Annotated in this window: 25 protein-coding genes and 2 tRNA genes; 13 read left to right on the top strand and 14 right to left on the bottom strand. The window is 71.9% G+C overall.

What is annotated here, in order from left to right; all coding sequences use genetic code 11:
* Positions 1–214: 214 nt before the first annotated feature.
* Positions 215–1,300 (bottom strand): mechanosensitive ion channel family protein, encoded by a 1,086-nt coding sequence (locus COUCH_RS32245; RefSeq protein ID WP_430641014.1) that lies wholly within the window; start codon positions 1,298–1,300, stop codon positions 215–217.
* A 227-nt stretch (positions 1,301–1,527) separates the two neighbouring features.
* Between COUCH_RS32245 and COUCH_RS32240 the strand changes: the two genes are divergently transcribed.
* The gene (locus COUCH_RS32240; RefSeq protein ID WP_199516562.1) at positions 1,528–2,070 is read left to right on the top strand and encodes an HNH endonuclease; all 543 of its coding nucleotides are present in this window, start codon (positions 1,528–1,530) and stop codon (positions 2,068–2,070) included.
* A gap of 1 nt (position 2,071) precedes the next feature.
* On the opposite strand, the gene COUCH_RS32235 is transcribed toward COUCH_RS32240, so the two are convergent.
* Complete coding sequence (locus tag COUCH_RS32235) at positions 2,072–2,773, bottom strand: class F sortase (RefSeq protein WP_430641013.1); 702 nt, start codon at positions 2,771–2,773, stop codon at positions 2,072–2,074.
* A 55-nt stretch (positions 2,774–2,828) separates the two neighbouring features.
* Complete coding sequence (locus COUCH_RS32230; protein WP_249608953.1) at positions 2,829–3,314, bottom strand: hypothetical protein; 486 nt, start codon at positions 3,312–3,314, stop codon at positions 2,829–2,831.
* A gap of 223 nt (positions 3,315–3,537) precedes the next feature.
* On the opposite strand from COUCH_RS32230, the gene ctaJ reads away from it, so the two are divergent.
* Both ctaJ and COUCH_RS32220 read left to right on the top strand, forming a co-directional pair.
* Positions 3,538–3,843, top strand: coding sequence for an aa3-type cytochrome oxidase subunit CtaJ (ctaJ, locus tag COUCH_RS32225; RefSeq protein ID WP_430640839.1), 306 nt, complete (start codon positions 3,538–3,540; stop codon positions 3,841–3,843).
* A 94-nt stretch (positions 3,844–3,937) separates the two neighbouring features.
* Complete coding sequence (locus COUCH_RS32220; RefSeq protein ID WP_249613873.1) at positions 3,938–4,321, top strand: DUF5130 family protein; 384 nt, start codon at positions 3,938–3,940, stop codon at positions 4,319–4,321.
* Positions 4,322–4,367: 46 nt separating this feature from the next.
* Here the strand turns inward: COUCH_RS32220 and COUCH_RS32215 are convergent, their stop codons facing one another.
* Positions 4,368–4,931, bottom strand: coding sequence for a Uma2 family endonuclease (locus tag COUCH_RS32215; protein WP_249608952.1), 564 nt, complete (start codon positions 4,929–4,931; stop codon positions 4,368–4,370).
* A gap of 125 nt (positions 4,932–5,056) precedes the next feature.
* Positions 5,057–7,612, bottom strand: a complete 2,556-nt coding sequence (gene pepN, locus COUCH_RS32210) for an aminopeptidase N (protein WP_249608951.1) — start codon at positions 7,610–7,612, stop codon at positions 5,057–5,059.
* A 127-nt stretch (positions 7,613–7,739) separates the two neighbouring features.
* On the opposite strand from pepN, the gene COUCH_RS32205 reads away from it, so the two are divergent.
* The 5 genes from COUCH_RS32205 (at position 7,740) to COUCH_RS32185 (ending at position 11,426) form a co-directional block, all read left to right on the top strand.
* The gene (locus COUCH_RS32205) at positions 7,740–8,366 is read left to right on the top strand and encodes a DsbA family protein (RefSeq protein ID WP_249608950.1); all 627 of its coding nucleotides are present in this window, start codon (positions 7,740–7,742) and stop codon (positions 8,364–8,366) included.
* Positions 8,367–8,433: 67 nt separating this feature from the next.
* On the top strand, positions 8,434–8,679 hold the full coding sequence (locus COUCH_RS32200) for a hypothetical protein (RefSeq protein WP_249608949.1): 246 nt from the start codon (positions 8,434–8,436) through the stop codon (positions 8,677–8,679).
* An 81-nt stretch (positions 8,680–8,760) separates the two neighbouring features.
* Entirely contained in the window at positions 8,761–9,951 is a 1,191-nt protein-coding gene (locus COUCH_RS32195; protein WP_249608948.1) for a DUF1015 family protein, read from the top strand.
* Between the two features lie 2 nt (positions 9,952–9,953).
* Positions 9,954–10,871 (top strand): alpha/beta hydrolase, encoded by a 918-nt coding sequence (locus tag COUCH_RS32190; protein ID WP_249608947.1) that lies wholly within the window; start codon positions 9,954–9,956, stop codon positions 10,869–10,871.
* A gap of 81 nt (positions 10,872–10,952) precedes the next feature.
* Positions 10,953–11,426, top strand: a complete 474-nt coding sequence (locus COUCH_RS32185; RefSeq protein WP_249608946.1) for a ribose-5-phosphate isomerase — start codon at positions 10,953–10,955, stop codon at positions 11,424–11,426.
* 49 nt (positions 11,427–11,475) lie between these two features.
* Here COUCH_RS32185 and COUCH_RS32180 read toward each other — a convergent pair whose 3' ends face one another.
* Both COUCH_RS32180 and COUCH_RS32175 read right to left on the bottom strand, forming a co-directional pair.
* Entirely contained in the window at positions 11,476–11,790 is a 315-nt protein-coding gene (locus COUCH_RS32180) for a hypothetical protein (protein ID WP_346016015.1), read from the bottom strand.
* A gap of 597 nt (positions 11,791–12,387) precedes the next feature.
* Positions 12,388–13,620, bottom strand: a complete 1,233-nt coding sequence (locus COUCH_RS32175; protein ID WP_249608945.1) for a GNAT family N-acetyltransferase — start codon at positions 13,618–13,620, stop codon at positions 12,388–12,390.
* Positions 13,621–13,720: 100 nt separating this feature from the next.
* Between COUCH_RS32175 and COUCH_RS32170 the strand changes: the two genes are divergently transcribed.
* A complete protein-coding gene (locus COUCH_RS32170) occupies positions 13,721–14,449 on the top strand; it encodes a DNA-directed RNA polymerase II (RefSeq protein WP_249608944.1) in 729 nt (242 codons plus the stop codon).
* A 48-nt stretch (positions 14,450–14,497) separates the two neighbouring features.
* Here COUCH_RS32170 and COUCH_RS32165 read toward each other — a convergent pair whose 3' ends face one another.
* The 3 genes from COUCH_RS32165 to COUCH_RS32155 form a co-directional block, all read right to left on the bottom strand.
* Positions 14,498–15,019, bottom strand: coding sequence for an SRPBCC domain-containing protein (locus COUCH_RS32165; protein WP_249608943.1), 522 nt, complete (start codon positions 15,017–15,019; stop codon positions 14,498–14,500).
* Positions 15,016–15,336, bottom strand: coding sequence for an ArsR/SmtB family transcription factor (locus COUCH_RS32160; RefSeq protein WP_249608942.1), 321 nt, complete (start codon positions 15,334–15,336; stop codon positions 15,016–15,018). Before COUCH_RS32160 ends, COUCH_RS32165 begins: the two co-directional genes overlap by 4 nt.
* 122 nt (positions 15,337–15,458) lie before the next feature.
* Entirely contained in the window at positions 15,459–15,842 is a 384-nt protein-coding gene (locus tag COUCH_RS32155; protein WP_249608941.1) for a LapA family protein, read from the bottom strand.
* Between the two features lie 151 nt (positions 15,843–15,993).
* Here COUCH_RS32155 and COUCH_RS32150 point away from each other — a divergent pair, with 151 nt between their 5' ends.
* The gene (locus COUCH_RS32150; RefSeq protein ID WP_249608940.1) at positions 15,994–17,127 is read left to right on the top strand and encodes a CAP domain-containing protein; all 1,134 of its coding nucleotides are present in this window, start codon (positions 15,994–15,996) and stop codon (positions 17,125–17,127) included.
* Positions 17,128–17,140: 13 nt separating this feature from the next.
* On the opposite strand, the gene COUCH_RS32145 is transcribed toward COUCH_RS32150, so the two are convergent.
* A complete protein-coding gene (locus COUCH_RS32145; protein ID WP_249608939.1) occupies positions 17,141–18,013 on the bottom strand; it encodes a glycosyltransferase family 2 protein in 873 nt (290 codons plus the stop codon).
* 95 nt (positions 18,014–18,108) lie between these two features.
* On the opposite strand from COUCH_RS32145, the gene COUCH_RS32140 reads away from it, so the two are divergent.
* A complete protein-coding gene (locus COUCH_RS32140; RefSeq protein ID WP_249608938.1) occupies positions 18,109–19,005 on the top strand; it encodes an SDR family oxidoreductase in 897 nt (298 codons plus the stop codon).
* Between the two features lies 1 nt (position 19,006).
* Positions 19,007–19,366: an SRPBCC family protein gene (locus COUCH_RS32135; RefSeq protein WP_249608937.1), complete on the top strand. Its 360-nt coding sequence runs from the start codon at positions 19,007–19,009 to the stop codon at positions 19,364–19,366.
* Between the two features lie 14 nt (positions 19,367–19,380).
* Here the strand turns inward: COUCH_RS32135 and COUCH_RS32130 are convergent, their stop codons facing one another.
* The 3 genes from COUCH_RS32130 to COUCH_RS32120 form a co-directional block, all read right to left on the bottom strand.
* Complete coding sequence (locus COUCH_RS32130; protein WP_249608936.1) at positions 19,381–20,691, bottom strand: alpha/beta hydrolase; 1,311 nt, start codon at positions 20,689–20,691, stop codon at positions 19,381–19,383.
* Positions 20,688–25,079, bottom strand: coding sequence for a CHAT domain-containing protein (locus tag COUCH_RS32125; RefSeq protein ID WP_249608935.1), 4,392 nt, complete (start codon positions 25,077–25,079; stop codon positions 20,688–20,690). Before COUCH_RS32125 ends, COUCH_RS32130 begins: the two co-directional genes overlap by 4 nt.
* 346 nt (positions 25,080–25,425) lie before the next feature.
* Positions 25,426–25,499: transfer RNA gene (locus COUCH_RS32120), tRNA-Gly, on the bottom strand.
* 251 nt (positions 25,500–25,750) lie between these two features.
* On the opposite strand from COUCH_RS32120, the gene COUCH_RS32115 reads away from it, so the two are divergent.
* Positions 25,751–25,824, top strand: a tRNA-Pro gene (locus tag COUCH_RS32115).
* Positions 25,825–25,852 lie beyond the last annotated feature (28 nt).

The following is a 25,852-nucleotide window of genomic DNA, read 5'->3' as shown; positions in this document are numbered from 1 at the left end:
CTCCATCGATCGCGACGGCCGGCGGGATCGCCGACGGCGGCCGGTCACGAACGCTTCCGGCCGGGTGGTCACCGCCGTCGCGTACGTGACGCTGCATGTGCAGATGCTTCTTGCACGATTCTGCCCGATCGTCCGAGCCGTGGCTAGGGCGTACGGGGGGATTGTCGGCCATTCGGTCGAGGGCGGACATCCCCCACTATGCCGTATCAGCAGCTCAGGTGGCACCTCCGGGCGCGCCTGAGGATGAATCGGTCGACGGTTGCGAATACGTCGGCGGCACGGCGGAGCGGGGCAGCATGCGCGAGACGGCGATGCGTTCGGCGATGCCGGAGGTCTCCAGCGCCTCGGTGAGCCGCCGGCGCAGCTCGCGCTGGAGGACCGGCTGACCGTCCGCGGTGGTCTTCGCGATCGTGCGGATCACCGCGCCGTCGACGGTCAGCTGCTCCACGCCGACCACGTCCGGCGGCTCCAGGAACTCCGTCGAGTGCTCCGGCTCGTCCGCGAGTGCCAGCGCCGCGGTACGCAGCACCGAGATGGCCTCCTCGGAGTTCACGAAGCCGATCGGGATGTCGATGACCACCATCGCCCACCCCTGGCTCTTGTTGCCCACCCGGACGATCTCGCCGTTGCGGATGTACCAGAGCACGCCGCGCATGTCCCGTACGGTCGTCACCCGCAGCCCGACCGTCTCCACCACGCCCACGGCATCGCCCAGGTCGACCGAGTCGCCGACGCCGTACTGGTCCTCCAGCAGCATGAACAGGCCGGCGATGAGGTCCTTCACCAGGCTCTGCGCACCGAAGCCCAGCGCCACACCGACGATGCCGGCGCTGGCCAGCAGCGGCCCCAGGTTGAAGCCCAGCTCGCCCATCACCAGCAGCGTGGCCATCGTGAAGACCACCGCCGTCACGAAGCTGCGCAGCACCGACCCGATCGCCTCGGCCCGTTGCCGGCGGCGCTCGGGGATGAACGTGTTGTCCGCCGCCTCCACCTTGGCGGTCCGCTCGCGCAGCGGCTTGAGCAGGGCGGGCATCTCCGCCCGTGAGGTGGAGGTGGTCAGCCGCCGGATCGCGCGGTGCAGCGCCCACCGGATCACCATGGCGATCACGACGATGGCGAGGATCCGCAGTGGCTTCACGATGAAGACGTAACTGCCGTTGGCGAGCCACTGGATGTCGGTCTTGTTGAGGATCCAGGTGCACAACGCGTCGGCTTTGCAGCTCTCCGAGACATCCGGGGTGCCGTTGAAGAACGGTTCGGTGCTGCCGGATGGTGTGGGGGTCGGTGGCGCGAGCGGAATCACGGGGGACCACCGTACCGGCCGGTCGTCCCCTCCCGAGAACCGGACATCCTCCCACGAGACCTCAGACGTTTACGCCCCGGCCACAGATTGTGCTCGCCAATTCGTCATTCATCAGGGACTATTGGCGCACGAGGACTCGCTCGCCGCGGGGCCCCGGCGAACTCTGCTGAGACGACAAGCACAACTGGGAGCGGTACAAGCACCTACCCCGAAGGGTGACCTCGATGCCTGACATACGACCTACAGTGGGCTCTTCCGCGTTGGTTCTGAACGCCACCTACGAGCCGCTGTGCGTCGTATCGGTGCGTCGAGCGACCATCCTCGTGCTGACCGCCAAGGCCGAATGCGTGTCCGACGGGGACGGCATCCTGCACAGTGCGCGCCACACCCTCCCGGTCCCGTCCGTCGTCCGCCTCACCCGGTACGTGAAGGTGCCGTACCGCACGCACGTGGGCCTGTCCCGCCGCGCGATCTTCGCTCGCGACGGGGGCCGCTGCGCCTACTGCCGGGGCTCCGCCGAGACCATCGACCACGTCTTCCCGCGCAGCCGCGGCGGCCTGCACGCCTGGGAGAACGTCGTGGCGGCCTGCGCGAAATGCAACCACAGCAAAGGTGACAAGACCCCGGCCGAGCTCGGCTGGCGGTTGCACGCCGCGCCGCAGGCGCCGCGCGGGGTGGCGTGGCGCGTGCTCGGGCACCGTACGCCGGACCCCCGCTGGGCGGACTGGCTCGACCTGCCCACGCCGGTCGAGGCCGAGGCGGCGTGAGCTACACCTCCTTCGTACCGACCAGCGACGCGAAGACGATGACGTTGTCGGAGTAGCCCTTGCCACCGCCGAGCCACGTGCCGCCGCAGGTGACCAGGCGCAGCGACGGTCTGCTGTAGTCGCCGTACACCCGTTTGATCGGCAGTTTCTCCTTGCCGAAGTGCTCCACCGAGTTCACCTCGAAGACCGCCGTCTCGTCGTCGGCACGGACCACCTCGATCTTCTGGCCCGGCCGGAGCTCGTGCAGGCGGTGGAAGACCGAAGGCCCGGTACGGGTGTCCGCGTGCCCCACGATCAGCGCCGGCCCGAACTGTCCCGGGGTCGGCCCCTCCTCGAACCAGCCCGCCTCGTTGTGGCGGTCCAGCGGCGGTACGGCCACCGACCCGTCCTTCGCCAGCCCCACGGTGAGCAGCGGAGCCTCCACCTTGATGGCCGGGATGACCAGCCGCTGCGGCCGGCTCGGCTCCAGCACGGGAAACGCGCGCGGTGGCGGCTTGTCCGGGCCCTTGAAGAGGTCGCCCAGGTCGAACCCGGTCGCGGCCCCGACGCCGGCGCCCACCGCGAACAGGCCGACGAAGACGAGCAGTACGGCGATCAGGCCCAACGGGAGCGGACGGCGCCCGCGTACGGGCGGGGGAGCGGGCAGCCGCCCCCGGCGCCGGGCGCGCTCCGCCGGGCGGCGCCGGACAACCGACTCCGGCATCCGCGGGCCGCGGCCCACCGGCTCCGGCCGTACCGGGCGGGACATCGGCCGAGCCTCAGCCGACCCGCCGGCGGCGCAGCGCCACCAGGCCCAGGGCTATGCCGGCCGCGACGGCGGTCGCGCCGCCCCCGATCAGCATCGGCGCCGAACGTCCGCCGGCGGTTCCCCCGCCCCCGGTGGCCGGGCCGCGGGCCGGTTCCACTTTCACCACCACGTGCAGGGTGTTCTTCGCGGTCTTGCCGTCCGGGCAGCGCAGGTTGACGGAGTAGGCGCCCGGATCGGTGGTGGCGGGCACCCGCTTGGTCGCGGTCAGGAAGCCGTACCGGGGGGAGACCGTGACCGTCCCCAGCGGGTCGGACGTCACCGTCGCGGCGGCCAGGTTGTCGCTGCAGCTGGCGCGCAGGCCGACCTCGTCGCCTGCGCGTACGGTGCTCGGGTTGGCCTCCACGAAGACGGCGGCGGCCCGGGCGGGGGTGCCGGGAAGTGCGACGGCGGTCGCCAGCGCCAGCGCTGCCAGCGCGGCCGGGACGGATGGACGCATGACCTTCCCCCTCCTGCCGTCCGCCGCGGTGGGGCGCGGACGACGTGTGAGGGTGATTTTCGCACCTCGCGACCGTTTTCGCGTGGCCACGGAGATCCCACGTAGTGGGTCTTGACACCCGGCGGTCCGCGACCGCCCGCACTCCGCTACCGTGATTGACGTTCGGATCACTGGGAACACAGTGACTTGGCCCGGTCCCTTATGACGCCTGGGGGCGTTGAGGTTGTCGATATTCAGCACCATCCTGATCTTCGCGGGGATTCCGCTCGCGGCCATCGTCGTGATCTCGGCCCTCGCTGCGGCCGGTGGCCGGCGCACCCGGCGCGACCGTCGCTACCGGCCCGGCCGGCCGTACGACTTCCAGCCGATCTGGTTCCTGGCGTCACCCTCGCAGGTGAGCCCGGCGTACGGCGGCCGCACGTCCGGTGGCGTCGCGCAGCCCCCGGCGCTGGAGTCCGGCGCCGTCGAGGTGCAGTCGGGTCGCCCCGTGCCGGCCGGAGTGGTTGGAGGCGCAAGTGACCGTTGGTGAGCACCAGGCCATCGCGACCGGCGGCGGCGAGCAGCCGCTGACCGCGCTCGACGAGCCGGGCGGCCCCACGCTCAGCGAGGCGCCCGAGCTCAGCATGAGCGAGGACGGCGCCGCGGCGCTCGACGGGCCGTTCACGACCCGGCAGCTGCTGCGCCTCGACGAGGCGCTGCGCGTGGCCGACCAGCAGACCGGCCTCACGTTCAGCGTCTACATCGGCGACCTCGACGAGCCCACCCGGGAGACCGCCGAGGCGCTGCACCGCCGGCTCGACGGTGCCGCCACGGCCGTGCTCATCGCGGTCTCGCCCAACCAGCGGGTCCTCGAGATCGTCACCGGCCCGGACGCCCGCAAGCGCATCAGCGACCGCGACTCGAAGCTCGCCGCGCTGTCGATGGCGGCCTCGTTCGCCGGTGGGGACCTCGCCGGCGGCGTGCTCGCCGGCATCGACCAGCTGGCCTCGCACGCCGGGCGGCACTGAACCGCTACGACCGGCGGGCCTCGCTCGCCGGGCGGGCACTGAACCGCTACGACCAGCTTCCCGGGGCCACCCGGAGCGGATACGGGGCGTCGACCTTCACCGGGTCGGCGCCCCGGATCGTCGCCCGCGGTTCGTAGCCGTCCGGGCCCAGCGCGTAGGCGTGCAGCACCGGCTCCGGTGCCCGCTCGATCCGCCAGTAACGGGCGATCCCGGCCTCGGCGTAGACGGCGGGCTTGAGCAGCCGGTCGCAGCGCCGGCTCGGCCCCGTCTCCACCTCGGCCACCAGCGCGACGTCGGCGGGGTCGGCCCAGACCGACCCGGACGAGTGCGGCCGCAGGACGGTCACATCGGGGATCAGGTTGCTGCCGCCGATCTCGATGCCGAGCCGGTCGCACACCCACCAGCCCGCGGGCGCCGCGCTGCGGAGCGTGCCGATCAGCGCCGCGACGACGCTCCCGTGCTCCTTGTCGAGCGGCGGGGTGACGTACAGGCTGCCGTCGATGATCTCGTAGCGGTGCCCGTCCGGTGGGAACAGGTGCAGGTCCGGCTCGGTCCAGGGCCCGTCGGGAGCGGCCCACCGCACCGGGGAGCTCTGACCGATCACCGCCACCGGACCTCCTCCAACACCGCGGAGTGCCAGCGTACTCACGCAGTGTTGTTTCCGCCCCGTTTCCGGACCGGAAGTGTCGCGGGCCGCAAGGAAATCCTTGCGGCCCGCGACACTCGGCGGATCGGTCAGGCGGTGGCGTCCTTCGCGCGCGCCTTCAGCGCCCGCAGCACGCCGTCGCGGCCTTCGGCCACGAGCCGGCGCAGCGACGCCGGATGCCCGTCGGCCGCCAGCCACGCGTCGGTCAGGGCGACGGTCTCCTCGCTGACCTGGTACGCCGGGTACGCCAGCATCACGAACTCCTGGGCCGGTTCGCTGTCCGAACGGGCCCACACGTCGTCGACGACCTGGAAGAACTTCGGGGCGTACGGCGCGGTCAGCTCCACCTGCGTCGACGACTGGAAGCCCTGCAGCAGCGACCGGTTCAGCCAGTTCGGCAGCTTCTCGCCACCGGTCAGCTTGGCCCACACGGCGGCCTTGTTCTCCGGCGTCGGCAGCAGGGCGCGGGCGAGGGCCGCCTCCCGCTCGCCGCTGGCGGTCCGGTCCGACTCGAGCTCGGCGCCGATCTCCTCGTCGCCGGCGGCGCCGCGCGCGGCCAGCGCCTCCAGCAGCGACCACCGCAGCTCGGTGTCGACGGTGAGCCCGGCCGGGATGTCGCGCCCCTCGAGCCAGCCGCGCAGGGTCGTCAGGTCCTCCTGGCCGCGGGCGGATCCGATGTACGCGCGCGCCCACGCCAGCTGGAAGCCGCTGCCCGGCTCGGCCGCCATCAGCGCCGTACGGGCCGTCTCCGCCAGCTGCGCCCAGCCGGTCGGCGCCCACTGCGGGTCGGCGTACATCGTCAGCGTGGTCTGCGCCTGCCGCAGCGTCGCCGTCGTCAGGTTGATGTCGCGTTCCTTGGGCAGGCCCGTGCGCACCAGGGCGACGTAGTCGCGGGCGGCCAGCTCGGCGTCGCGCACCATGTCCCACGCCGCCGCCCAGCAGAGCGCGCGCGGCAGCGACGACTCGAAGCCGTCGATGTGGCGCACGATCGTGGCCATCGACCGCTCGTCGAGGCGCAGCTTCGCGTAGGTGAGGTCGTCGTCGTTGAGCAGCAGCACGTCGGCGGCCGGCAGCCCGGCGAGCGCGGGGATCGGCGTCTCCTCACCGGACACGTCGATCTCCAGGCGGTCGCGGCGCACGAGCCGGTCGCCCTGCACGTCGTAGAGGCCGACGCCGATGCGGTGCGTGCGCAGCGTCGGATACTCCGCGGGCGCCTCCTGCTTGACGACCACGCTCTCGTACGAGCCGTCCGCCCCCACGGTCACGATCGGCCGCAGTGTGTTGACCTGCGCGGTCTCCAGCCACTGCGCGGCGAACTTGCGCAGCTCCCGGCCGGACGCCGTCTCCAGCTCGGTCAGCAGGTCGTCGAACGTCGCGTTGCCCCAGGCGTGCCGCTGGAAGTACGCGCGCAGCCCGGCGACGAAGGAGTCCAGCCCCACGTACGCCACGAGCTGCTTGATGACGCTCGCGCCCTTGGCGTACGTGATGCCGTCGAAGTTGACCTCCACGGCCTCGAGGTCGGGCATCTCGCAGTACACCGGGTGGGTGGAGGACAGCTGGTCCTGCCGGTAGCCCCACGTCTTGCGCACCGACAGGAACGTCGACCAGGCGTCGGTGAACCGGGTCGCGCTGGTGTTGCACCAGTGGCTCGCCCACTCGGCGAACGACTCGTTCAGCCACAGGTCGTTCCACCAGCGCATGGTCACCAGGTCGCCGAACCACATGTGGGCCAGCTCGTGCAGGATCGTGTTGGCGCGCTGCTCGTACTCGTAGTCGGTGACCTGCGACCGGAAGATGTAGTGCGCCTCGGCGTGCGTGACGCAGCCGAAGTTCTCCATCGCGCCGGCGTTGAAGTCGGGCACCCACAGCTGGTCGTACTTCGGCAGCGGGTAGCGCACCCCGAACTGCTCGTGGAAGAAGTCGAAGCCCTGCTTGGTGATGAGGAAGAGGTCGTCGGAGTCGAGGTACTGCGCCATCGAGGCCCGGCAGAACGCGCCCAGGTCGATGCCGTCGTGGCTGTCCCGCACCTCGTGGTACGGCCCCGCGCACAGCGCCGTGATGTACGTGCTCATCCGCGGCGACGTGGTGAAGTGCACCGTCTTGGCGCCGCCCTCGGCCGCCACGGTGCTGTCCACCGGCATGTTGGAGATGACCTTCCAGTGCGCCGGCACGGTCGCGTGCCACGTGAAGACGCTCTTGAGGTCGGGCTGGTCGAACGCCGCGTACACCCGCTGGGCGTCCGCCGTCTCGAACTGGCTGTAGAGGTAGACCTCCTTGTCCACCGGGTCGACGCTGCGCTGCAGGCCCTGGCCGCTGGCGGAGAAGTGGAAGTCGGCGTCGACGACGAGCGTGTTCTCCGCCGCCAGGCCGGTCAGCGTGAGCCCGGTCTCGGCCGACCATGCGGAGGTGTCCACCGGCGTGCCGTTGAGCTCGGCGGATCGGATCGAGGCCGCGGCGACCTCGATGAACGTCTGCGCCCCCGGCTCGGTGCAGCGGAACGTGACCTCGGTGACCGTCCGGAAGGTGCCGTCGCCCGGGTTTCCGGCCCCGTCGGTCAGATCCAGGGCGATGTCGTACCCCGTCACCTCGAGCAGGCGGGCCCGCTCGGCGGCCTCGACCTGGGTCAGGTTACGAACTCCGGCCACGATCACTCTCCTCCATGCTGGTCGGGGCGGCTCCGCCTCCGGCCTCGAGCTTTCCACGCCAGCCTATGTGGTTCACGCGTGGCGCATGTCACCGCCGGGCGCGGCCCCGCGGGTGGAGGATCGGGGGATGAGTGAACGCGCTGCCGTCGACATGTGGTTCGACCCGATCTGTCCCTGGGCGTGGATGACCTCGCGCTGGCTGCTCGAGGTGGAGAAGATCCGTCCGGTCGATGTCCGGTTCAACGTGATGAGCCTCTCGGTGCTCAACGAGGGCCGCGACCTGCCGGAGGAATACAGGAAGCTGCTCGACAACGGCTGGGGACCCGTACGCGTCTGCATCGCCGCCGCCGAGGCCGCCGGGCCGCAGGTGCTGCGTGACCTCTACACGGCTCTGGGCACCCGCATCCACCTGCAAAAGTACGAGCCCGGCGAGAAGCTCTACACGGAGGCGCTCACCGAGGTCGGGCTGGACCCGGCGCTGGCCGACGCCGCCACCAGCGACGCCTGGGACGACGCGCTGCGGGCCAGCCACAACGCCGGCATGAAGCCGGTGGGCACCGACGTCGGCACGCCGGTCATCCACGCGCCCGGCCCGGTCGACGGGGAGACCGTGGCGTTCTTCGGCCCCGTCGTCACCCCGGCGCCCAAGGGCGAGGCGGCCGGCAGGCTGTGGGACGGCGTCCTGCTCGTCGCGGGTACGCCGGGCTTCTACGAGCTGAAGCGTTCGCGGGACATCGGCCCGATCTTCGAGTGAAGTCATCACGTCCGGGCGATGACGGTCGTTAAGAGGGTGATACCCGTCACCCCGCCCGGAGGCTGCCATGACCGAGTCCGAGAGCGTCGCCACCACCACCATCGCGGTGCACCGGGGCGTCTGGGAGTACGTGTGCCCCTCCCTGCCGGCCGAGGTCGCCGCGATGGTCGCCCCGCCCGTGACGGTCTCCAGCTTCCCGGTTACCGACGTCCCCGGGGCCACCGACGCGCGGCGCCGGGCCCGCGAGGCCCGGTTCCGCGGCAACATGCCGTCCGTGCCGGCGTACGGGCGGCACCGCCGCGGCACGGCCTGACCCGCCAAGGCACGACCTGAAGGGTGGGACGGCGGCGGGCCCGTCACACGGCTGTCGGACCCGCTCGGTAGCGTCGCGGGCATGACGGTCGTGCACCCGATCAGCCGGGCCTGGATCACCACTGGCGGCACCGGCGCGCAGAACTACGACGAGTTCGCCGACGACGCGGAGATCACCGCGATCATCGCGGAGAACCCGCACAGCGCGCTGGCCATCGAGATGCCCCACCGGGCGCCGGAGTCGGTGGGCAAATCGTTCCTCGACTGCCTGCCCGAGGCCGCCGCGCGCCTCGCCGAGGAGAAGGCCGACGGCAGCTACACCCCCGCCGAGCAGGTCGTCGTGCTCTATCGCATCAGCGCGCCGGGCGAGCCGGCCGCGTACGGCCTGTGGGCGATGGTCGACACCGACCAGATCTCCACCCGGGCCGACGAGCCGGGCCTCGTCATCCGCAACGAGGACGTGTTCATCGCCAAGGTTCGCGAGCGGGTCGCCCTGGCCGAGGCGCTGCAGACGCTGCTGTCGCCGGTCCTGCTGCTGCAGACCGGCAAGGGCGGCGAGCTGCACACCGCGCTCGCCGCGGCCACCGACAAGGCGGGCGCGCCGGCCGCGACCGACGTGGACCAGAGCGGCCGCACGCACGCGATCTGGCTCGTGCCCGAGGGTCCGCTGCAGGACGAGCTGACCGCCCTCGCCGGCGGCGGCGATCTGGTCGTCGCCGACGGCAACCACCGCAGCCTGGCCGCGCAGACCGGCGGTCTGCCGAGGTTCCTCGCCGTGGTGACCACGCCCGCATCCGTCGCCATCCAGCCGTACAACCGCCTGATCAGCGAGCTTCCGGCCGCCGACCTGGTGCAGCAGCTGACCGCGGCCGGGGCGCGGGTCGAGGAGCTGCCGCGGCCGGCGGCCATCCCCGCCAAGGGCACCATCGAGCTGTACGCGCACGGCACGTCGTACGCGGTGGTCCTGCCCGCCGCGGAGGGTGCGCCGGTGGTCGACAACCTGGACCACGCGCTGGTCGAGCGGCTGCTGCTGCGCGACGCGCTCGGCCTCGACCCGGGTGACAAGCGCATCTCGTACGTCGGCGGCGACTACCCGGCCGAGTGGCTGCGCGGCGAGGTCGACGCCGGCCGGGCCGAGCTCGCCATCCTCATCGCCCCGGTCACCGTCGACGACTTCGTGGCCGTCAACCTGGCCCGGCAGAAGCTGCCCCGCAAGAGCACCTGGTTCACGCCGAAGGCCCGCGGCGGTCTCGTCCTCGCCCAGCTGGACTGACGGTGCTGCATCCGCAGGTCACGGCGTCGCTGGCCATCCGGCGGCGCCCACCGGCCGAGGTGCTGGCCGCGGACCCGTACGAGCAGCTCGTCTTCGCCCGCCGCGCGATGGAGGAGTCCAACGAGGCCGAGTGCGGCCCGGCGATCCCGCTGCCCGTGGTGGTCGACGTGGACGCCGGCGGCGTGCCCTGCCGTCTGTACGCGGGCAGGACCGGCGCACCCGTCTTCGTGTACGTGCACGGCGGCGGCTGGTGCTACGGCAGCGTGGAGACGGTCGACCGGCTGTGCCGCCGCATCGCCGACCGCTCGGGTTGCGCCGTGCTGTCGGTGGACTACCGCCTCGCGCCCGAGCACGTGTGGCCGGCCGCGCTGGAGGACGTGGAGACCGTCCTCGGCTGGGTCCGCAAGGAGGGCCCGGGTCTCGGGGTCGACCCGTCCCGGCTGGCGATCGGCGGCGACAGCGCGGGCGGCCAGCTCGCCACGATCGCGGCCCGGCGCCAGCGCGACGCCACCACCCCGCTCGACCACCAGGTGCTGATCTACCCGGCCATCGACCCGATGACGGCCTCGGAGTCGTACGACGAGGTTCCCGGCAACGGCCTGGACCGCGCCTCGATGAAGCTGGCCTGGGAGACGTTCGTCCCGTCGCCCGCCGACCGGTTCGGCCCCGACGTCGCGCCGCTCGCCGCCGAGGACCTCACCGGCATGCCGCCCACCCTGCTGATCACGGCCGAGTACGACGTCCTCCGCGACGAGGGCGCCGACTACGCGGACGCGCTGCTCGCCGCCGGGGTGCCGGTCGTGCACGTCCGGTACGCGGGGGTCAACCACGGCTTCGCCCGCAAACTCGCCATCTTCGACGCGGCCCGTTCGGCGGCCGACCACATCGCGGTGACCCTGCGGGCCGCGCTGACGTTCTGACCCGGCCGCAGCAGCCGATCACATCGCGGCGAGACCGCGGGCCGCGCTGACGTTCCGATCGGCGTTTGACAGACTGCGGTCATGCGCGTCTACCTCGGTTCCGACCACGCCGGCTTCGAGCTGAAGAGCCACCTCGTCAACCACCTCGCCAAGCAGGGGTACGAAGTCGTCGACGTCGGCCCGCACGTCTTCGACCCGGAGGACGACTACCCCGCGTTCTGCCTGAACACCGGCGCGAAGGTGGTCGCCGACCAGGGCAGCCTGGGCATCGTCATCGGCGGCTCCGGCAACGGCGAGCAGATCGCCGCCAACAAGATCCCGGGTGTCCGCTCGGCGCTGGCCTGGAAGGTGGAGATCGCCCAGCTGGCCCGCCAGCACAACGACTCGAACGTCCTGGCCATCGGTGCCCGCCAGCACACCCTCGACGAGGCGTCGGCCATGGCGGAGGCCTTCCTGACGACGCCGTTCTCGGGCGACGAACGCCACGCCCGCCGCATCGGCCAGCTCGCCGAGTACGAGACCACCCGCGAGCTCCCGCCGCTCCCGGCGTCCTGAACGAACCGAGCCGGGCCGACCGGCCCGGCTCGGGTGCGGCCGGACGGGTCTAGCGGCCGCGCGGAAGGTCCTCCCGCGGCACCCAGTTCCGTCGCACGATCACCAGCTCGGTCTCTGCGGCGGCGACATGCTCCTCGGTCGGCCGGGCGGCATCGCGCGCCCGCATCGCGGCAGCGACGCTGACCTGCGAGGACCCGGACCCGACCAGCCCTCGCAGCCCGCGCTCACCCGGCTCGTCCCCGGCGCTGCCGTTCCGCGGCCCGGCAGGCGTCCGGTTCCCGTTCCCCGCACCGGACGCGGCCCGGCCGGCACCGCCGGAAGCACCTCGAGGCGCGGACCCGGCCCCCGAGACGGGGCCCTCCACCGGCGCCGGGCGCGACCCGGCACCTCCCGGCCCGGGCCGGGCCGTCTTCCACGCGCCCGGCGCGGCGCTGCGAGCGGCGACAGCCCCCGGGTCCGCACGAACCGGCGCCGGCTCGTCCTCCGGATCGTGCACCGCAGCCGTCGCGGCGACGACCCCGCCGCCCACCGGCTCGGCATCCGCGCCCGCCCGGTCCAGCCCGCCCCCGATCACGGCCGACGAATCCGCCCCGGTCCCGAGCGAAGGATCCGCCCCGCCACCGGCCGAGCGATCCGCCCCGCCACCGGCCAAGGAATCCGGGCCGCCCGCGCGATCCGCCTCGGTCCCGGTGGAGGGACCCGCCCCGGCGGACGAACCCGCCCCGGCGGACGAACCCGCCCCGGCGGACGAACCCGCCCCGGCGGACGGATCCGCTCCGGCCACGACCCCACCGGCCACGACCCCACCGGCCACGATCCCGCCGGCCGGGTCGGCGGCCGGGTCGGGCGGCGCGGGGGGCGCGGCGGCGGCCGTGTGGGAGGGACGCACGCGGCGGCGTCGACGCTCGGTAGGTTCGCCCATGACGCCGAACCTACCGTCGAGCCGCGGCCGGGGGACACCTCAGAAGACCTCGGTCGGGTACGGCTTGCGATGCCACCCGAACGCCGTCGCCGCCGCCCGCAGCGCGCCGGGCGTCACTTCCCGGACCCGGCCGGCGTCGGCGAGCGCGCTCAGCGACACCGCCCCGAGGTACGCCGTACCGAGCTCCAGCACCGAGCACGCCAGGTCGGCCGGGTCGTCGGTACGCGTACACGTCGCCGCCCCGGACCCGTCGACGCGCAGCCGCCACCGGCCGGCGTTCTCGGTCAGCAGGTCGTCCGCCACGTCGAGGACCACGTCGACCGGTGCCGCGTACGCCCGCGACGCCAACGCCCGTGGCAGGTCGACGATCCGGATCCACAGCGCGTCCGCGAGGCTGGTGCCCAGCCGGCGCGGCTCGTCGACGAGGTACTGCAGCGGCTCGTCCACGGCGGCGAAGTCGACGGAGGCTCTGCGCGCCAGGTCGATGCCGAGCAGGAAGCGCCACAGCGTCAGGTACGTCGCCGGGTCGGCGGCCGCGACCTCGCGGATCTGCACCTCGCCGTTCGGCCCGTGCTCCTCCCAGCGCCCCTTCGTGCGCCAGACCGCGTACCCGGTGGGCCCGTCCGCCGTCTCGTGAATCACACCGTGCTGGGCCGTCGCGCCCTTGCGCTGCGACTCGAGGTCGGAGAGCACGAACCGCCACCACCGCTCGTCGCGGCTGGACCAGCCGACCTGGGTGGAGCGCAGCTGCTCGTACACCTTGCCGAACTCGCCGATCGCCTTGAGAGGCTGCACGAGCCGGAGCCGGCCACTGTCCGCGGGGGCCGGCAGGGTCACCTCGCGGGTCAGGATGTCCATGCGCAGCCGCTGTGCCGCCGGGCCGTACCCGTACCGTGGATAGATCTTGGTCTCGCTCGCCCAGAGCACCGCGACGGCCTCCCGGCCGGCGTCCGCGATGTCGCGCAGCTGGCGGTGCATCATCCGGGTGAGCAGCCCGCGGCGGCGGTGGGTCGGCGCGACGCCGACCAGCGTGACGTGCGCGGCTGGGACGACCGCTCCGGGCACGGTCAATTCTCTCGTGTACGCCGCCGCCTGCCCGACGACAGTGCCGGCGTCGTCGGCGACCAGCGTCCGTTCGGGCTCCCACACGGATCCCTCGACGTCGCGTTCCTCGGGCGTCTGGGTGTGGTGGAAGACGTAGTCGAGCAGGTCGGAGATGGAGTCCCAGTCCTCCGCCGTGCCAGTCCTGATCGTGATGCCGGAGGCGTCCATGCTGTTTTGTGTAACGGACGGCGTGCGTGAGGGCGAGCGATTTGTTGGCTCGTTACTCTCGAAAGCAGGGCGGCGACGGGCCGCGCCGGGGAGGGGAACGATGCCGGAGCAACCGCAGTGGTCCGAGCGGACCCTCGACATGCCGCCGCAGGACCCCTGGGCCGACCCGCCGACGACGGACATGCCGCCTCGCGTGCACCGCCCGGGCACCGCGTCCCACGCGGATCCGACCCGTCAGTACCCGGCCGGGGATCCCGCCCGCGCCGCCGGGCAGCCCTCATCCGCGGACCCGACCCGCGCCGCGCAGCGTTCGCCTGCTGATCCGACCCGCGTCGCGCCGCCGAGTGCCCCGCAGGCGCCGCCGTCGCCGTTCTCCAGTGGCCGGGCCGCCGTCACCCCGCGGCCGCAACCGCAGCACTTCACCGAGCACGAGCCCACGGGTACGGGCTGGCCCGGCGCCGAACCCCCGGCCCAGCACCACCCGTTGAGCTGGCACATCGCGCAGTTGCGCCGGGGCGGCGAGTGGAGCTTCGCCGGCCTGCTGTTCGCGTTCGTGTGCTGGGGCATCTGGGCCATCTCGTCGGACGGCGACCTGACCGCCCCGATCATCGTCTTCCTGGTGTCCGTGCTGGTCGCCGGCGGTGTGTTCGCCCTGTCCCGGCTGGTCGGCCGGCTCGTGCTGGAACGCCAGCTGGGCCGCACCCGCCGCACCGCCAAGGGCTCCCACGTCGTCGCGGGCCTGTTCCTGGCGGGCGTCGGCATCGCCCACCTCCGTCAGACGGAATGGGTCATGACCGCGTTCACCTGGGTCGTCGACCTCTTCCGGTGACGGTCAGTGGCCGGGGCCCGCAGCCCCGGCCACCCCGCGTGCCGCCGGTCAGCCGCGGCCGCTCATCGCCGTACCCGTCTCCAGCAGCGACTTCAGGTCGCTGAGCACCCACGCCCAGCCGCCACCGCCGGCCTCGTCGAGCGGCGAACCGGCCACCATCGTCGAGGTCGCGGGCGCCCCGGCCAGCTCGTGGGTGATCGTGAGCCGGCACACCCCGGGCTGCGACTTCAGCTCCTCGATCAGGTACGTCAGCGTGGTGAACGGCTCGGCCGCCGTCGTCGGGTCCATGAGCATCCGCCAGGTCTGCTTGAGCAGCCGGGGCGGGTCGGCCTCGAGCACCTCGCCGTCGACGATCGTGTCGGGCAGCGTGAAGCCGTTCTCCTTGGCGTACCCCTGCATCTCGTCGGTGACCGCCGAGCGGTACGAGCCGCCCGGCTTGAGTTCGAAGTAGGCGGGTGCGGCGTACCCGTATTTCAGGGTCCATTCCGGGTCGGTGATCGCCGTCCAGATCTTCTCCGGCGTGGTCTTGATCCAGACCCGGTGGACCTGGGTGGTCAGGGGCTCGGTCATGTCTCGTCCTCCAGCGCGTTCTTGAGATCGACGAGCGCCGCGACGTGACGCTCGGTGTACTTGTCGATCCACCGGTCGTGGATCAGCCGGATCGGCACGGGGTTGAGGAAGTGCAACTTCTCCCGGCCGGAGCGGCGCGCGACGACGAGATCCGCTTCCTCCAGCACTTTCAGGTGCTTGGCGACGCCGAAGCGCGTCATCTCCAGCTCGGACTCCAGCTCGGTGAGGGTGCGTCCGTCCCGGGCGAAGAGCAGGTCGAGCAGGAAGCGACGGGTCGGGTCGGCCAGCGCCTTGAACACCCGGTCGTCGTCCGTCATGACGCCAAGTTATGTGACCAGAAGGTCACATGTCAAGGCCGGAGGCGCCGCGGAACGAGCGGGTCGAGGTCGGCGGCGGCGCGCCTGCCGGCGGCGACGCTGCGGAACAGAAGGGCTCGAGGTCAGCGGCGGCGTGCCGGCCGGCGGAGCCGCCTCAGGGCGACAACGAGCGCGCGGGCGATCACGGCCCCGGCGATGCCCGCGACGACGAGCGCGAGCGCGAGCGAGATGCGTCCGTGCATCCACAGGAACGCGATGTCGACGCCGCCGGTGTTCTGCGCCACGAAGACGATCACCACCAGCAGCGCGACGGCACCGGCCCAGACCGCAGGTCGTGCGGCACCCCCGCCGGGCCGCCGCGTCCCCGCGCGCCGCGCCGGTGCCTCACCCGCCGGGCCGAGGCCGGCCAGCGTCTGTGCCAGCTCGTCCGGCAGGGGAGGGGCGGCGTCCGTCGTCCGGTCCGGGTCCGCGTGGGGCACCGGCCACTGCTCAGATGGGTACGCCATAACTCACAGTGTTACTCACGACCGCGCTCCGTCAGCGCCGTACACGCGGCTCCGCAGAATTAAGAACCGGCTAATAGACGCTCGTCGAATCGGGACGCTAGGGTCTCCGCCGGATCGCTCCCCCCACCCCCCCACAACGATTCGGATCACCATGCGCAGACCCGTCCTCATCGTCGGCGGCATGGCCGTCGTCACCGTGGTCGCCGGCATCGCCGTCGCGGCGAGCGCCAGCGCCGGAACCACCACGTACGAGGCCGAGGCCACCGTCAACACCCTCAGCGGCGGAGCCGCCACCGTCGACTGCCGGCGCTGCTCCGGCGGCACCCGTGTCACCGGCATCGGCCGCGAGGGCGTGCTCACCATCACCGGCGTCGTCGCCGAACAGGACGGTCCCACGAAGCTCGCGGTCACGTACACGGCGGAGGGCAACCGTACGGCCCAGATCAGCGTCAACGGCGCGGTGCCCACCGCGATCCTGTTCCCGGGTACGCGTGGCTCCGGCCGTCCGGCCACGCTGCGGATCACGGCGACGCTGAGGACGGGCGACAACACGTTCGCCTTCGGCAACCCGGTCGGGCCGGCGCCGGACATCGACAAGCTCGTGATCACGACGGACGGGACGCCGCCGACCCCCGTACCCACCGCGACCGCCTCGGGTGACCCCGGCGCGACCGCGACGGCACCGCCGGCCCCGAGCCCCACCGCGTCGACCGGCCCGGCGTCCCCGCCGCCGGCGCTGCCCCCGTCACCGCCGGCGTCACCGGCGACCGCGGAGCCGACGGCCCCGGCGGAACCGACGGCCTCCGCGGCTCCGACGGACCCGCCGGCGACGACCCGGCCCCCGGCCACGCCGCCCGCAACGCCCACCGCCGGGCCGGCCCCCGCACCGACCGGCAACACCGCCCTCGAGGCCGAGGTCGTCCGCATCGTCAACGACGAACGCGCGAAGGCCGGCTGCAAGGCGCTGACCGCCGACGACCGGCTGACCGCGGCCGCGCGTGGCCACTCGGCGGACATGGCCGCGCGCACCTACTTCGACCACACGACCCCGGAAGGCGTGGAGTTCGCCACCCGCATCACGAACGCCGGCTACCGCTGGTCCGGCGCCGGCGAGAACATCGCCAAGGGCCAGCGGACCCCGGCCGAGGTCATGACCGCGTGGATGAACAGCAGCGGCCACCGGGTCAACATCCTCAACTGCGGTTTCAAGAACATCGGTGTCGGCGTGGCGGCCGACGCCCAGGGCGCGCTCGTCTGGACCCAGGACTTCGCCAGCCCGCTGTGAACCGGGACGATGCTCAGCCGACGTAGCGCCGTGCCCTGCTGCGGCGCTGCGCGGCATCGAGCGGGGCCAGCCGGGACTCCACCTCGGCCGGTCGCGGTCGTCGCTGGGTGACGAGCCACGGCACGCCGCGTACCGCGTCGAGGACCGCCAGCGCGGAGGTGCGGTCCCGGGGCACGGTCCGGGCGAGGAATGCCGTACGCCGCAACGCGGGCGCCAACGGCCGTCGCAGCCACGTGAACCACAGCGTGTTCCGGATCCCCACCCGGCGCCGCAGCCGGGCGTCGCGTACGGGCGAAGCCCGGTGGTGCACCACCATGTCCTCCCGGTAGCACAGCTCCCACCCGGCGCTGAGCACATCCGTGGCGAGCAACTCCTCCTCACCGCCCAGCCACAACCGCGAGCTGAACCCGCCGGCCGCGAGGAACGCCGACCGCCGTATCACCGAGGCGCCGGCGAGGAAGCTGCCCAGCGCGGGCCCCGGCAGCCAGTCCGGCGCGGGCACCGGCGAATCACGCAGCTCCTCCACCACGGGATCGTCGTGCCCGCCCGGCTCGACGATGATCCGAGCGTTGAGCACCCCGATCCCCGGGTACGCCTCCAGCAGCTCCGCGGCGAGCCGCAGCGAGCCCGGCTCCCACCACGTGTCGTCATCGCAGAACGCCACGTACGGCGTGCCCAGGCGGCGTACGCCGATGTTGCGGGCCACGGCGCCGAGGTTCTCGCTCAGCGCGACCACGTCGACGTCGGGAAAGCGGGACCGCACCGCCTCGGCGGTGCCGTCCGTGGAACCGTTGTCGACCAGCACCACCCGTGGCCGCTCCGGCAGCTCATGGAGCCGCGCGACCGCCGCCACCGCCTCCGGGCACCGGTTCCACGTGATGACCACTACCCCGATCCGACGATCAATCATGTCCCGCGCTGTTCCCCGAAACCGCCGATCCATGGCGGTTAACCGCGACACACGTGGGCAAGCGTGACCTCATGACCCAGGACCAGTACACGCTCCAGGACCCGCGTTCGCAGTACCCGTCCCCCGAGCTGAAGGGAGGCGACCAGCCGCATCCGGGCAACACGCGCACGATGCCGGACAAGCCCGACCACGGCGAGGAGACGTACCGGGGGAGCGGCCGGCTCACCGGCAGGCGCGGGGTCATCACGGGTGGTGACTCCGGCATCGGACGGGCCGTGGCGATCGCGTTCGCTCGCGAGGGTGCGGACGTGCTGATCTCGTACCTGCCGGAGGAGGAGCAGGACGCGCAGGACACCGCGCAGCTCATCCAGAAGGCCGGCCGGACCGCCGTGACCGTACCGGGCGACATCCGCGACGAGGCCCACTGCCAGGCGATCATCGACCGGGCCGTCAGCGACCTGGGCGGCATCGACATCCTGGTCAACAACGCGGCGTTCCAGATGGCCCAGCCGGGCGGCATCAGCGACATCACCACGGAACAGTTCGACCGCGTCATGAAGACCAACCTGTACGCGATGTTCTGGCTCTGCCGCGCCGCGCTCCCGCACCTGCCCGCGGGCGCGTCGATCATCAACACCGCGTCGATCCAGGCGTACCAGTCCTCCAGCGCCCTGCTCGACTACGCCACCACCAAGGGCGGCATCGTCGCGTTCACGAAGGCGCTCGCCGAGGACCTGGCGGACAAGGGCATCCGCGTCAACGCCGTGGCGCCCGGGCCGATCTGGACACCCCTGATCCCGGCCACCATGCCCGGCGAGAAGGTCGAGTCGTTCGGCTCCGACACCCCGCTGGGCCGCGCCGGCCAGCCCGCCGAACTCGCCCCCGCGTACGTCTACTTCGCCTCCCAGGAGTCCAGCTACACCACGGGCGAGGTGCTGGGCGTCACCGGCGGCAAGCCGGTCAGCTGACATGACGACCCGCATCACGGGCTCGTTCCCGTTCACCGCGCCCCCCGAGGTGGTCTTCGACGTCCTCACCGACCCGGACCGCACCTACCGCTGGCTGCCGGAAGGCACAACCACACCCCAGATCGACGAGTACGCCGTGAGCAAGGACCCGTCCCGCCTGAGGGTCCGATGGGCCCGCCCGGACGGCACAGGCCTCACCGCCACGGCCCAGCTCCACGACGCGCCCGCGGGAGGCAGCATCCTCGACGCCGAGCTGGTCCTCCCGGAAACCTGGACCGACGAACAGCGCGCCGACGAACTCCTCGCCGACTCGATGAACCGCCTGCAACGCGACGTCAGCGACAACTTCAACGCCGGCTGACGAACACCCCGTCGTCAGGCCGCGCGCGGGTCGAAGACCCAGTAGGGGAGGCCGTTCGTGTGCGTGGCAAGGGTGAGCCCGAACCGGCCGGCCGCGGGCGTCGCATCGCGCAGGAGGTAGAACAGGTCGGAGAGCACCGAGGTGCGCTCGCCGAAATACGAGTGGCTCATCAGCCCGGTGTCGAGCTGGGAAGCATCGATGGTCTCCACGCCGGTGACCACGACGAGCCCGTCGCCCGTCTGCCCGGCGCGCGGGTAGCGAGCCAGCTTCTGGGAGGCCTGCAGCGCTTTGTCGTTGGACGAGGCGTAGAGGGTGTATCCGGCGGCGCGGCCGGCGAACACGGCGGCGAGCTGGGTGAACACCGCGGCGTCGATGTCGGGCGCGGCGAAGACGACCTGTCCCAGCGTACGGGCCTGCTCGGCGGGCAGCCCGGCGAGTCCGTCGGTGAGCACCCGGTTGCCCATGCTGTGCGCCAGCGCGTGCACCCGCCGGGCACCGATCCCGGTGAGCGCGAGCCGGAGAAAGGTCGCGAAGTGCGGCCTGGTCCACACCGCGTTGTTCTCGTCGGTGGTGTAACGCAGCGCGGCGCTCTCGGAGGGCCAGCTGTAAAGCATCGGCAGACCCGGAAAATGCAGGTCGTACGCGACCTGCGCGGCCCGCCGGGCGGCGTCGGTGAAGCTGACGTTGTACCCGTGGACGAACACCAGCGCCTCCGGCACCGTGGCGCCGGCCACCGTGCCGGCGGCCCGGTCCACGAACTCCGCGTGTCCCAGCGGCGCGACGTCCAGCACGGCGACGTGCCTGGCCGGATCCTGCACGAAATCGAGCCGCCACCACCGAGGTTTCTCCAGCGCGGCCATCCGATGGTCGTCGGGAATGCTGACCTGGGCGACGCCGTAGCTCAGCTCACCGCGCCGGCCGCTGAACCAGTCACTCGGCCGCGGATCGTCGACCGTCGCCCGATCGGTCGCATAGAACACCGGCACCTGCAGGTACCGCTCATGCGCCACAGCCCCCGGGATCGCGCGCGGGACGGCACCCCGCTCGACGTCGGCGAACACCCCGGCCAGCTCCCGGTACGCAGCCGGAAATGCCTCGAACACCCCCAGCACGCCGCGCTGAGCCTGCCCGACCCGTCCCTCCACGCCCGTGGCGGGCACACTCCCGGCGGTGTCCAGGGCAGCGTCCAGGGCCCGCAACCTGATCAGCAGCTCGGATTCGAAGCGCTCCTGCTCGTCGCCAAGCAGCTGAGGAACCCGCGGCCACAACCGGGCGATCGCCTCGATCAGGAGCCGAGCATCGGCAATCTCATCCGGCTGGCTCATCCCCGGTCACCGGCCGAGGGGTCAGGCGGGGCGAGTCGAGCGACGATCTCCGCGATGATCGCCCTGTCGGTCGCATCCAGCCCATCGAGAAGCTGCCTGCCACGTTCACCGTCCAGAACCCGGCGCAGCACCCCGACCAACCGGCCCCAATCCGCGCTGTCCTCCCCCGCGGCAAGTAGTTGGTTCACCGCTGCGGTAGCCGACGGGTCTCCGTCAGTAGCGGCGACCACCGCGGCGATAACCGGCTCCCACTCGTCGACGACCGGCGATCCGGACAGCTCATGTGAAGTGTCGGCCAACTGCACCGTGCCGGCCAGCGCGCCCAACGTACGTTTCACGATTGCAGTGTCGGTCGGATCCAGCCCTTCGTGCAGCTGGTCGTCGCGTTCGCCGTGCAGAATCCGGCGGAGCGCCTCGACCAGCCGGCCCCAGTCCCGGCTGTCCACCAATCCGTCGAGCACCTTGTTCACTGCGACGGTGGCAGCGTTGTCCCCGTTCGCGCCGGCTACCACCGCGGCGATGACCGGCTCCCACCCGACGAGATCCTCGGCGTAGAGCTGCTCGTCGGGAATTGCCCGAGCCCGCTCGAGGACTTCCCTGAGTGCTTGGTCACCACTGCCCTGCTCGGGGAACCACACCCCGAAGTGCACCCCTTCCACTCGATCCACCCGGGCGCACAACTCGGCGAAATCGCCCGGGACCGCCTCGTCTCCCCACCGGTGCAGCGCCTGGGCCAGCGGCCGGAGGGCGGCCGGAGACAGGGTGCGCATCAGGTGCTCCAGGACGGTACCGGCCAGGCGGTGGGCGACCTGGTCGATCGGGGCACCGCCGAACCCGTCGAGATGGATGGCGAGATTGCCGTGGAGGGCAGCGAGGGTGTCGGGCTGGGGCCGCAGGTAGCCGTAGGTCAGCGCCCGCTCCGCCCAGGCCACTTCTTGGTCGGGATGGCCGCGATAACTCTCGAGTTGGGCGCGGGCGGAGAACACCATGGCGAGCAACCGGGTGTCGCCGGCGTCCTCGAATACGGGTTGACACACCTGGAGCAGCTTCTCGCCTTCATCGAGGCGTCCGAGCCGGATCATCGGCCCGTAGTTGTTGAACATGGTGAAAGCGATCTCGTATCGGCCGGCGTCCCGGGAATGCAGACTGGCGAGTTGCTCGGCGTTGAATTGCAATGCCTCCTCCCACCGCTCGAGGTTGGAGGCGGCATGCATCCCTATGTCGAGCACGCCTTCACGCACGTTCGCGGGTTCGATCGTGTCGTCCTCGCCCTTCCGTGCCGGTAGTTGCTGTATGCGGGCGCGGAGCCGGTTGACCTCGTCGAGAACTTGTTGCGACTCGCCCAGCGCCAGTCGGATCTGCAGTACGCGGGCTTCGTCGGTGAGGACGGTCCACGGACCGAGGCCGGCCAGGGCGGTGTATTCGGCCTTCCGGGTGGCCAGGTCGAGCGCCTGCTGTAGCCGCCCTTTGCCGCGGAGCGCGTTGACCACCTCGCCCGCGATGCCGGAAGCGAGCCGGTAGTTCTCGTCGGTGACGGCGACCTGCAGGGCGTGGCGCAGCCGGGCCTCTCCCGCGTCGGGGTCGACGGTCCGCAGGGCGCGGCCGAGGACGGCCTCGTCGTCGGGGGCACCGGTGGCTGCGGCGATGGTGTCCAGATAGGTGATGGCGGTCCGGGCAACGGCCGGAGAGGTGTCGCGCCGCAGGGCGATGTCAATGGCGGTACTGGCCTGGTCCCATTCCTGCAACCGCAGCAGGTACGGGGCGGCCGCCAGCCCGGCCGACACGACGAGGCCGCTGTCCTCTCCGGCTTCCCGCTCGATCGCCCACCGCTGGACGGTCCGCCAGTAGGCGGCCAGCTCCGCGTCAGCAGCCTCGTTCACCGTGAGCTCCGTGTCGGCGGTGACCACTTCCGCCACACCCGGATGGATCCGGTAGATCACCAGCCGTGCGCCGTTGGTGTCATCGTCGTCGTCGGCGCTGTGGGGGCCCGCGGGGATGGCGTGGGTGTCCGGATCGGCGAGCGCGGCCTCGATGAGCGGAACCATGGTGCTATCCAGGTCCGGGGGATCGCCGTCGCGGTCGAGGCGCCGCCACAGGTCGGCCCAGTTGTCGGCCAGCACCAGCGAGTTGCGGTCCGTGTCCTCGGCGCGGCACAGCAGTTGCAGCAGCAGCCGGGACGGCGCCGGCAGGGTCTCCAGAACGCCGCTCGTCCACGTATGCAGCGCGGCCAGGAACTGTGCGGGATCCAGATCGCTGGTCCCGGTGGTGAAGAACGCCCGCAGTGCCGGTTCGTCGGCGCCCGCCCCGGCGGCCGTGTCGAGTTGGCGGGCGAGTCGGGCGGGGTCGGCGGCCGCGGCGTCGGCCAGCTCCAGCAGCTTCGGGTGCCCCTGCACCAGGTGCAGCACCTGGCGTACCAGGCCGCGGTCGGCGGCGAGTTGCTCAGGACCGCGCTCCGGGCCCGGGTGCGCACCCAGCAGCCGGCCCAGATGCGGCAGCTCCCTGGCCAGCAGCATCGACTCGGTGAGCGACAGCGCGTGCACCGGCTGGACCAGCACCCGCGCGGAGTCCAGCCCGGCCGGGCGGATCCGGGAGGTCAGCAGCACTCTGGACTCCCCGCTGTGCCCGGTCAACGCCCCGATCAGCGGCGCCCAGCGCTCGTCACGCCAGACGCCGTCCTCGTCGAGCAGGGTTTCCAGGTTGTCCAGCACCAGCAGGACCCCGGACTGTTCGAGCAGCTGGGTCAGCCGGGGCAGGAACGCCTGCAGCGACTCCACGGTGGCGAGCTTGTCCTGCATGGTGAACCGGAAGTCGCCGAGCTGGGTGTCCAGCTTCAAGGCGAGGTCCTGCAGCGCGGTGAACGCCGCGTCGGCGTGCTTGGGCGCCTCCCAGAACACCAGCGCCTGGAACGTGTTCTCGTGCCGGTACGCCAGCTCCAGGGCGCACGCGGTCTTCCCGGCGCCGGCCATGCCGTGCAGCAGCACCCCGACCTCGGGCGATCGCGGGGCCAGCACCCTGTTGGCCGCCGCCATCGCCGCGGACCGGCCCACGAACCGCTGCGGCTCGTCGGGGAACCACGCCATCTTGGTGTCCCGCGGATCCAGCGACGGCCCCTGTCCGGTCGGCGGCCGTACGCGCAGATCCACCGCCCGCGCACCGAACAGCGCCGGGGTGACCAGCGAGATCACCGGAGCTGCCGGCCCCGCGGCGGCCTCGTTGACCGCGAGCTGCACCGCCGCGTCCACGGGCTGGCCGTGCTCGAGCAGCAGCTCGTACAGCCGTGCGCCGAAGTCCACCGCGAACTCGTCGGCCACCGGGTAGCGCATCGCCACGACCGCACAGTCGAGCGCCCGCGCCAACTCTCGCGCCACTCCGCCGAACGGAACCACGGGCGGGCGCGGTGACGCCTCTCCCGACGCCGCCGGCGATCCGCCGCCTCCGGTATCACCCGCCTCTGCGGCGCCTGATCCCGCGCCGGTCGCTTCGGCGATCTCGTCCTGCTGCTCCAGCGTCTCGGCGTGGTCGTCCAGCCCCACCCAGCGCAACGCCTCCGCGGCGCTGGCCGCGCCGGATTCGCACGCCGAGACCACCGCCAGCTTGAGCCGCCGGCGCATCCGGGTACGTGGCCCGCCGAGCTGGTCGATCAGCTCCGTGGCGTCCAGCACGTCCGGGCTGCCGTCGTCCTTCTCCAGCACCAACCCGCCGGACCGCCCGTGCCCGGAGACGTGCAGCACATCCCAGCCCTCGTCGTCGAGCGCCCGGGCGTTCAAGCGAGGGCGGGTCACCCCGTACTGCAGCACCTCCAGCTCGACGGCCCGCCCGGAGCGGGTCGCCAACCGGCGCACCATGCGCACCAGCTCGTAGCGCTCCCGCCGCAGCCCCAGCACGGACTCACCGGTGGGCAGGCTGAACACCGCCAACATCCGCAGCCGGTCCCTGACCGGCGCCTTGCCCGCGACGCGGGTAGCCGGGGGTGCACCGTCGGTAGGGACCTCGAACACCAGGCCTATCCCGCTGCGAACCAGCGGACCGCCATCGACGTGCGCCAACTCCAACGGCCGATACAGCAGAAACTCCAGCTCCGGAGGCAGCACCACCCGGACCGACACCGGCGCCCACGCCACCATCTCGCGGGCCACCGCTCCGCCCAGCACCTGAGAGCCGATCCACGCACCTACCCGGGTCAGCAGGGCCGCCTCGCTGGCCATCCGGTCGGCGGGGTCGGCATTCCACCGCAGGAACTGATAAAGATTCGCAAAACCCTGGTACTCGAACGCCGTCGTATCCAGCTCGACCGGGAAATCCGCCAGCGGCACACCGGTGTCGTCTTTGAGGACCCACCGCCACCGCGACGCGGTCGCGCCATCCGCGACTGACAGCACCAACCCCATCGAGCAAACCTAGCCCCGCCGTCTGACCCGGGCCAATGGACCGTCAGGATGAATCAACCGTCCGCTTTGGAGCGCACCGCGATCATCCTCGTAGGACGAGCATGGCCTCTGAGCTGCACGAACGCTCACCGATGCCACCGCGGCAAAGCACAATCACATCAATCGCAGCGTACGGTCGGGAAATGCCCGGTCGCCATCGGCGCGTCCAACGGAAAAGCGGCCCGTCGCGCCAAGGTGACCTCGACAAATAGGCGCACGGCAGCCTGGCATCTGCGATGCGCGCGGGGGAGTGGGCAGGCAAAAGGCCCAGGTCTCCGGGATGTTCCGTTGACCTGGGCCTTTGCTGTGGAGCGGGCGACGAGAATCGAACTCGCGTAATCAGTTTGGAAGACTGAGGCTCTACCATTGAGCTACGCCCGCGTTGCACTACCAACCCGCGTTGCACTACCAACCGGCCCGACCAACCAGTACCACCGCCGGGCACGACCGAACTTGCACTGCCAACCTGGACTGCCAACCTGTAACACTGACCAGCACCGCACCGGGGTGCGACGCCGTGGCTAGAGTACTGAATCCCCCCGCCGGACGCGAACCGGTTCCCCCGCGTGGCGCATCCGGGCGACGCCGAGGCACACGCCACACCGGCGACCGCATACACTTGCCTGCGGCCTCGGGGTGTGGCGCAGCTTGGTAGCGCACTCGCTTTGGGAGCGAGGGGCCGTGGGTTCAAATCCCGCCACCCCGACTTTCACCAACACACGAAGAGATCCGCA

This window comes from Couchioplanes caeruleus (assembly GCF_023499255.1).
GTDB lineage: Bacteria > Actinomycetota > Actinomycetes > Mycobacteriales > Micromonosporaceae > Actinoplanes > Actinoplanes caeruleus_A.
The sequence above is the reverse complement of the archived record's forward strand: the minus strand, read 5'-3'. Positions and strand labels throughout refer to the sequence as shown.

What these genes read in the sequence shown, in the direction of transcription:
- COUCH_RS32240 (WP_199516562.1), top strand. Translation starts at nt 1,528, where the DNA reads ATGCCTGACATACGACCTACAGTGGGCTCTTCCGCGTTGGTTCTGAAC.
- COUCH_RS32235 (WP_430641013.1), bottom strand. Translation starts at nt 2,773, where the DNA reads ATGCCGGAGTCGGTTGTCCGGCGCCGCCCGGCGGAGCGCGCCCGGCGC.
- COUCH_RS32230 (WP_249608953.1), bottom strand. Translation starts at nt 3,314, where the DNA reads ATGCGTCCATCCGTCCCGGCCGCGCTGGCAGCGCTGGCGCTGGCGACC.
- COUCH_RS32220 (WP_249613873.1), top strand. Translation starts at nt 3,938, where the DNA reads ATGAGCGAGGACGGCGCCGCGGCGCTCGACGGGCCGTTCACGACCCGG.
- COUCH_RS32205 (WP_249608950.1), top strand. Translation starts at nt 7,740, where the DNA reads ATGAGTGAACGCGCTGCCGTCGACATGTGGTTCGACCCGATCTGTCCC.
- COUCH_RS32200 (WP_249608949.1), top strand. Translation starts at nt 8,434, where the DNA reads ATGACCGAGTCCGAGAGCGTCGCCACCACCACCATCGCGGTGCACCGG.
- COUCH_RS32195 (WP_249608948.1), top strand. Translation starts at nt 8,761, where the DNA reads ATGACGGTCGTGCACCCGATCAGCCGGGCCTGGATCACCACTGGCGGC.
- COUCH_RS32185 (WP_249608946.1), top strand. Translation starts at nt 10,953, where the DNA reads ATGCGCGTCTACCTCGGTTCCGACCACGCCGGCTTCGAGCTGAAGAGC.
- COUCH_RS32175 (WP_249608945.1), bottom strand. Translation starts at nt 13,620, where the DNA reads ATGGACGCCTCCGGCATCACGATCAGGACTGGCACGGCGGAGGACTGG.
- COUCH_RS32170 (WP_249608944.1), top strand. Translation starts at nt 13,721, where the DNA reads ATGCCGGAGCAACCGCAGTGGTCCGAGCGGACCCTCGACATGCCGCCG.
- COUCH_RS32165 (WP_249608943.1), bottom strand. Translation starts at nt 15,019, where the DNA reads ATGACCGAGCCCCTGACCACCCAGGTCCACCGGGTCTGGATCAAGACC.
- COUCH_RS32160 (WP_249608942.1), bottom strand. Translation starts at nt 15,336, where the DNA reads ATGACGGACGACGACCGGGTGTTCAAGGCGCTGGCCGACCCGACCCGT.
- COUCH_RS32155 (WP_249608941.1), bottom strand. Translation starts at nt 15,842, where the DNA reads ATGGCGTACCCATCTGAGCAGTGGCCGGTGCCCCACGCGGACCCGGAC.
- COUCH_RS32150 (WP_249608940.1), top strand. Translation starts at nt 15,994, where the DNA reads ATGCGCAGACCCGTCCTCATCGTCGGCGGCATGGCCGTCGTCACCGTG.
- COUCH_RS32140 (WP_249608938.1), top strand. Translation starts at nt 18,109, where the DNA reads ATGACCCAGGACCAGTACACGCTCCAGGACCCGCGTTCGCAGTACCCG.
- COUCH_RS32135 (WP_249608937.1), top strand. Translation starts at nt 19,007, where the DNA reads ATGACGACCCGCATCACGGGCTCGTTCCCGTTCACCGCGCCCCCCGAG.
- COUCH_RS32130 (WP_249608936.1), bottom strand. Translation starts at nt 20,691, where the DNA reads ATGAGCCAGCCGGATGAGATTGCCGATGCTCGGCTCCTGATCGAGGCG.
- COUCH_RS32125 (WP_249608935.1), bottom strand. Translation starts at nt 25,079, where the DNA reads ATGGGGTTGGTGCTGTCAGTCGCGGATGGCGCGACCGCGTCGCGGTGG.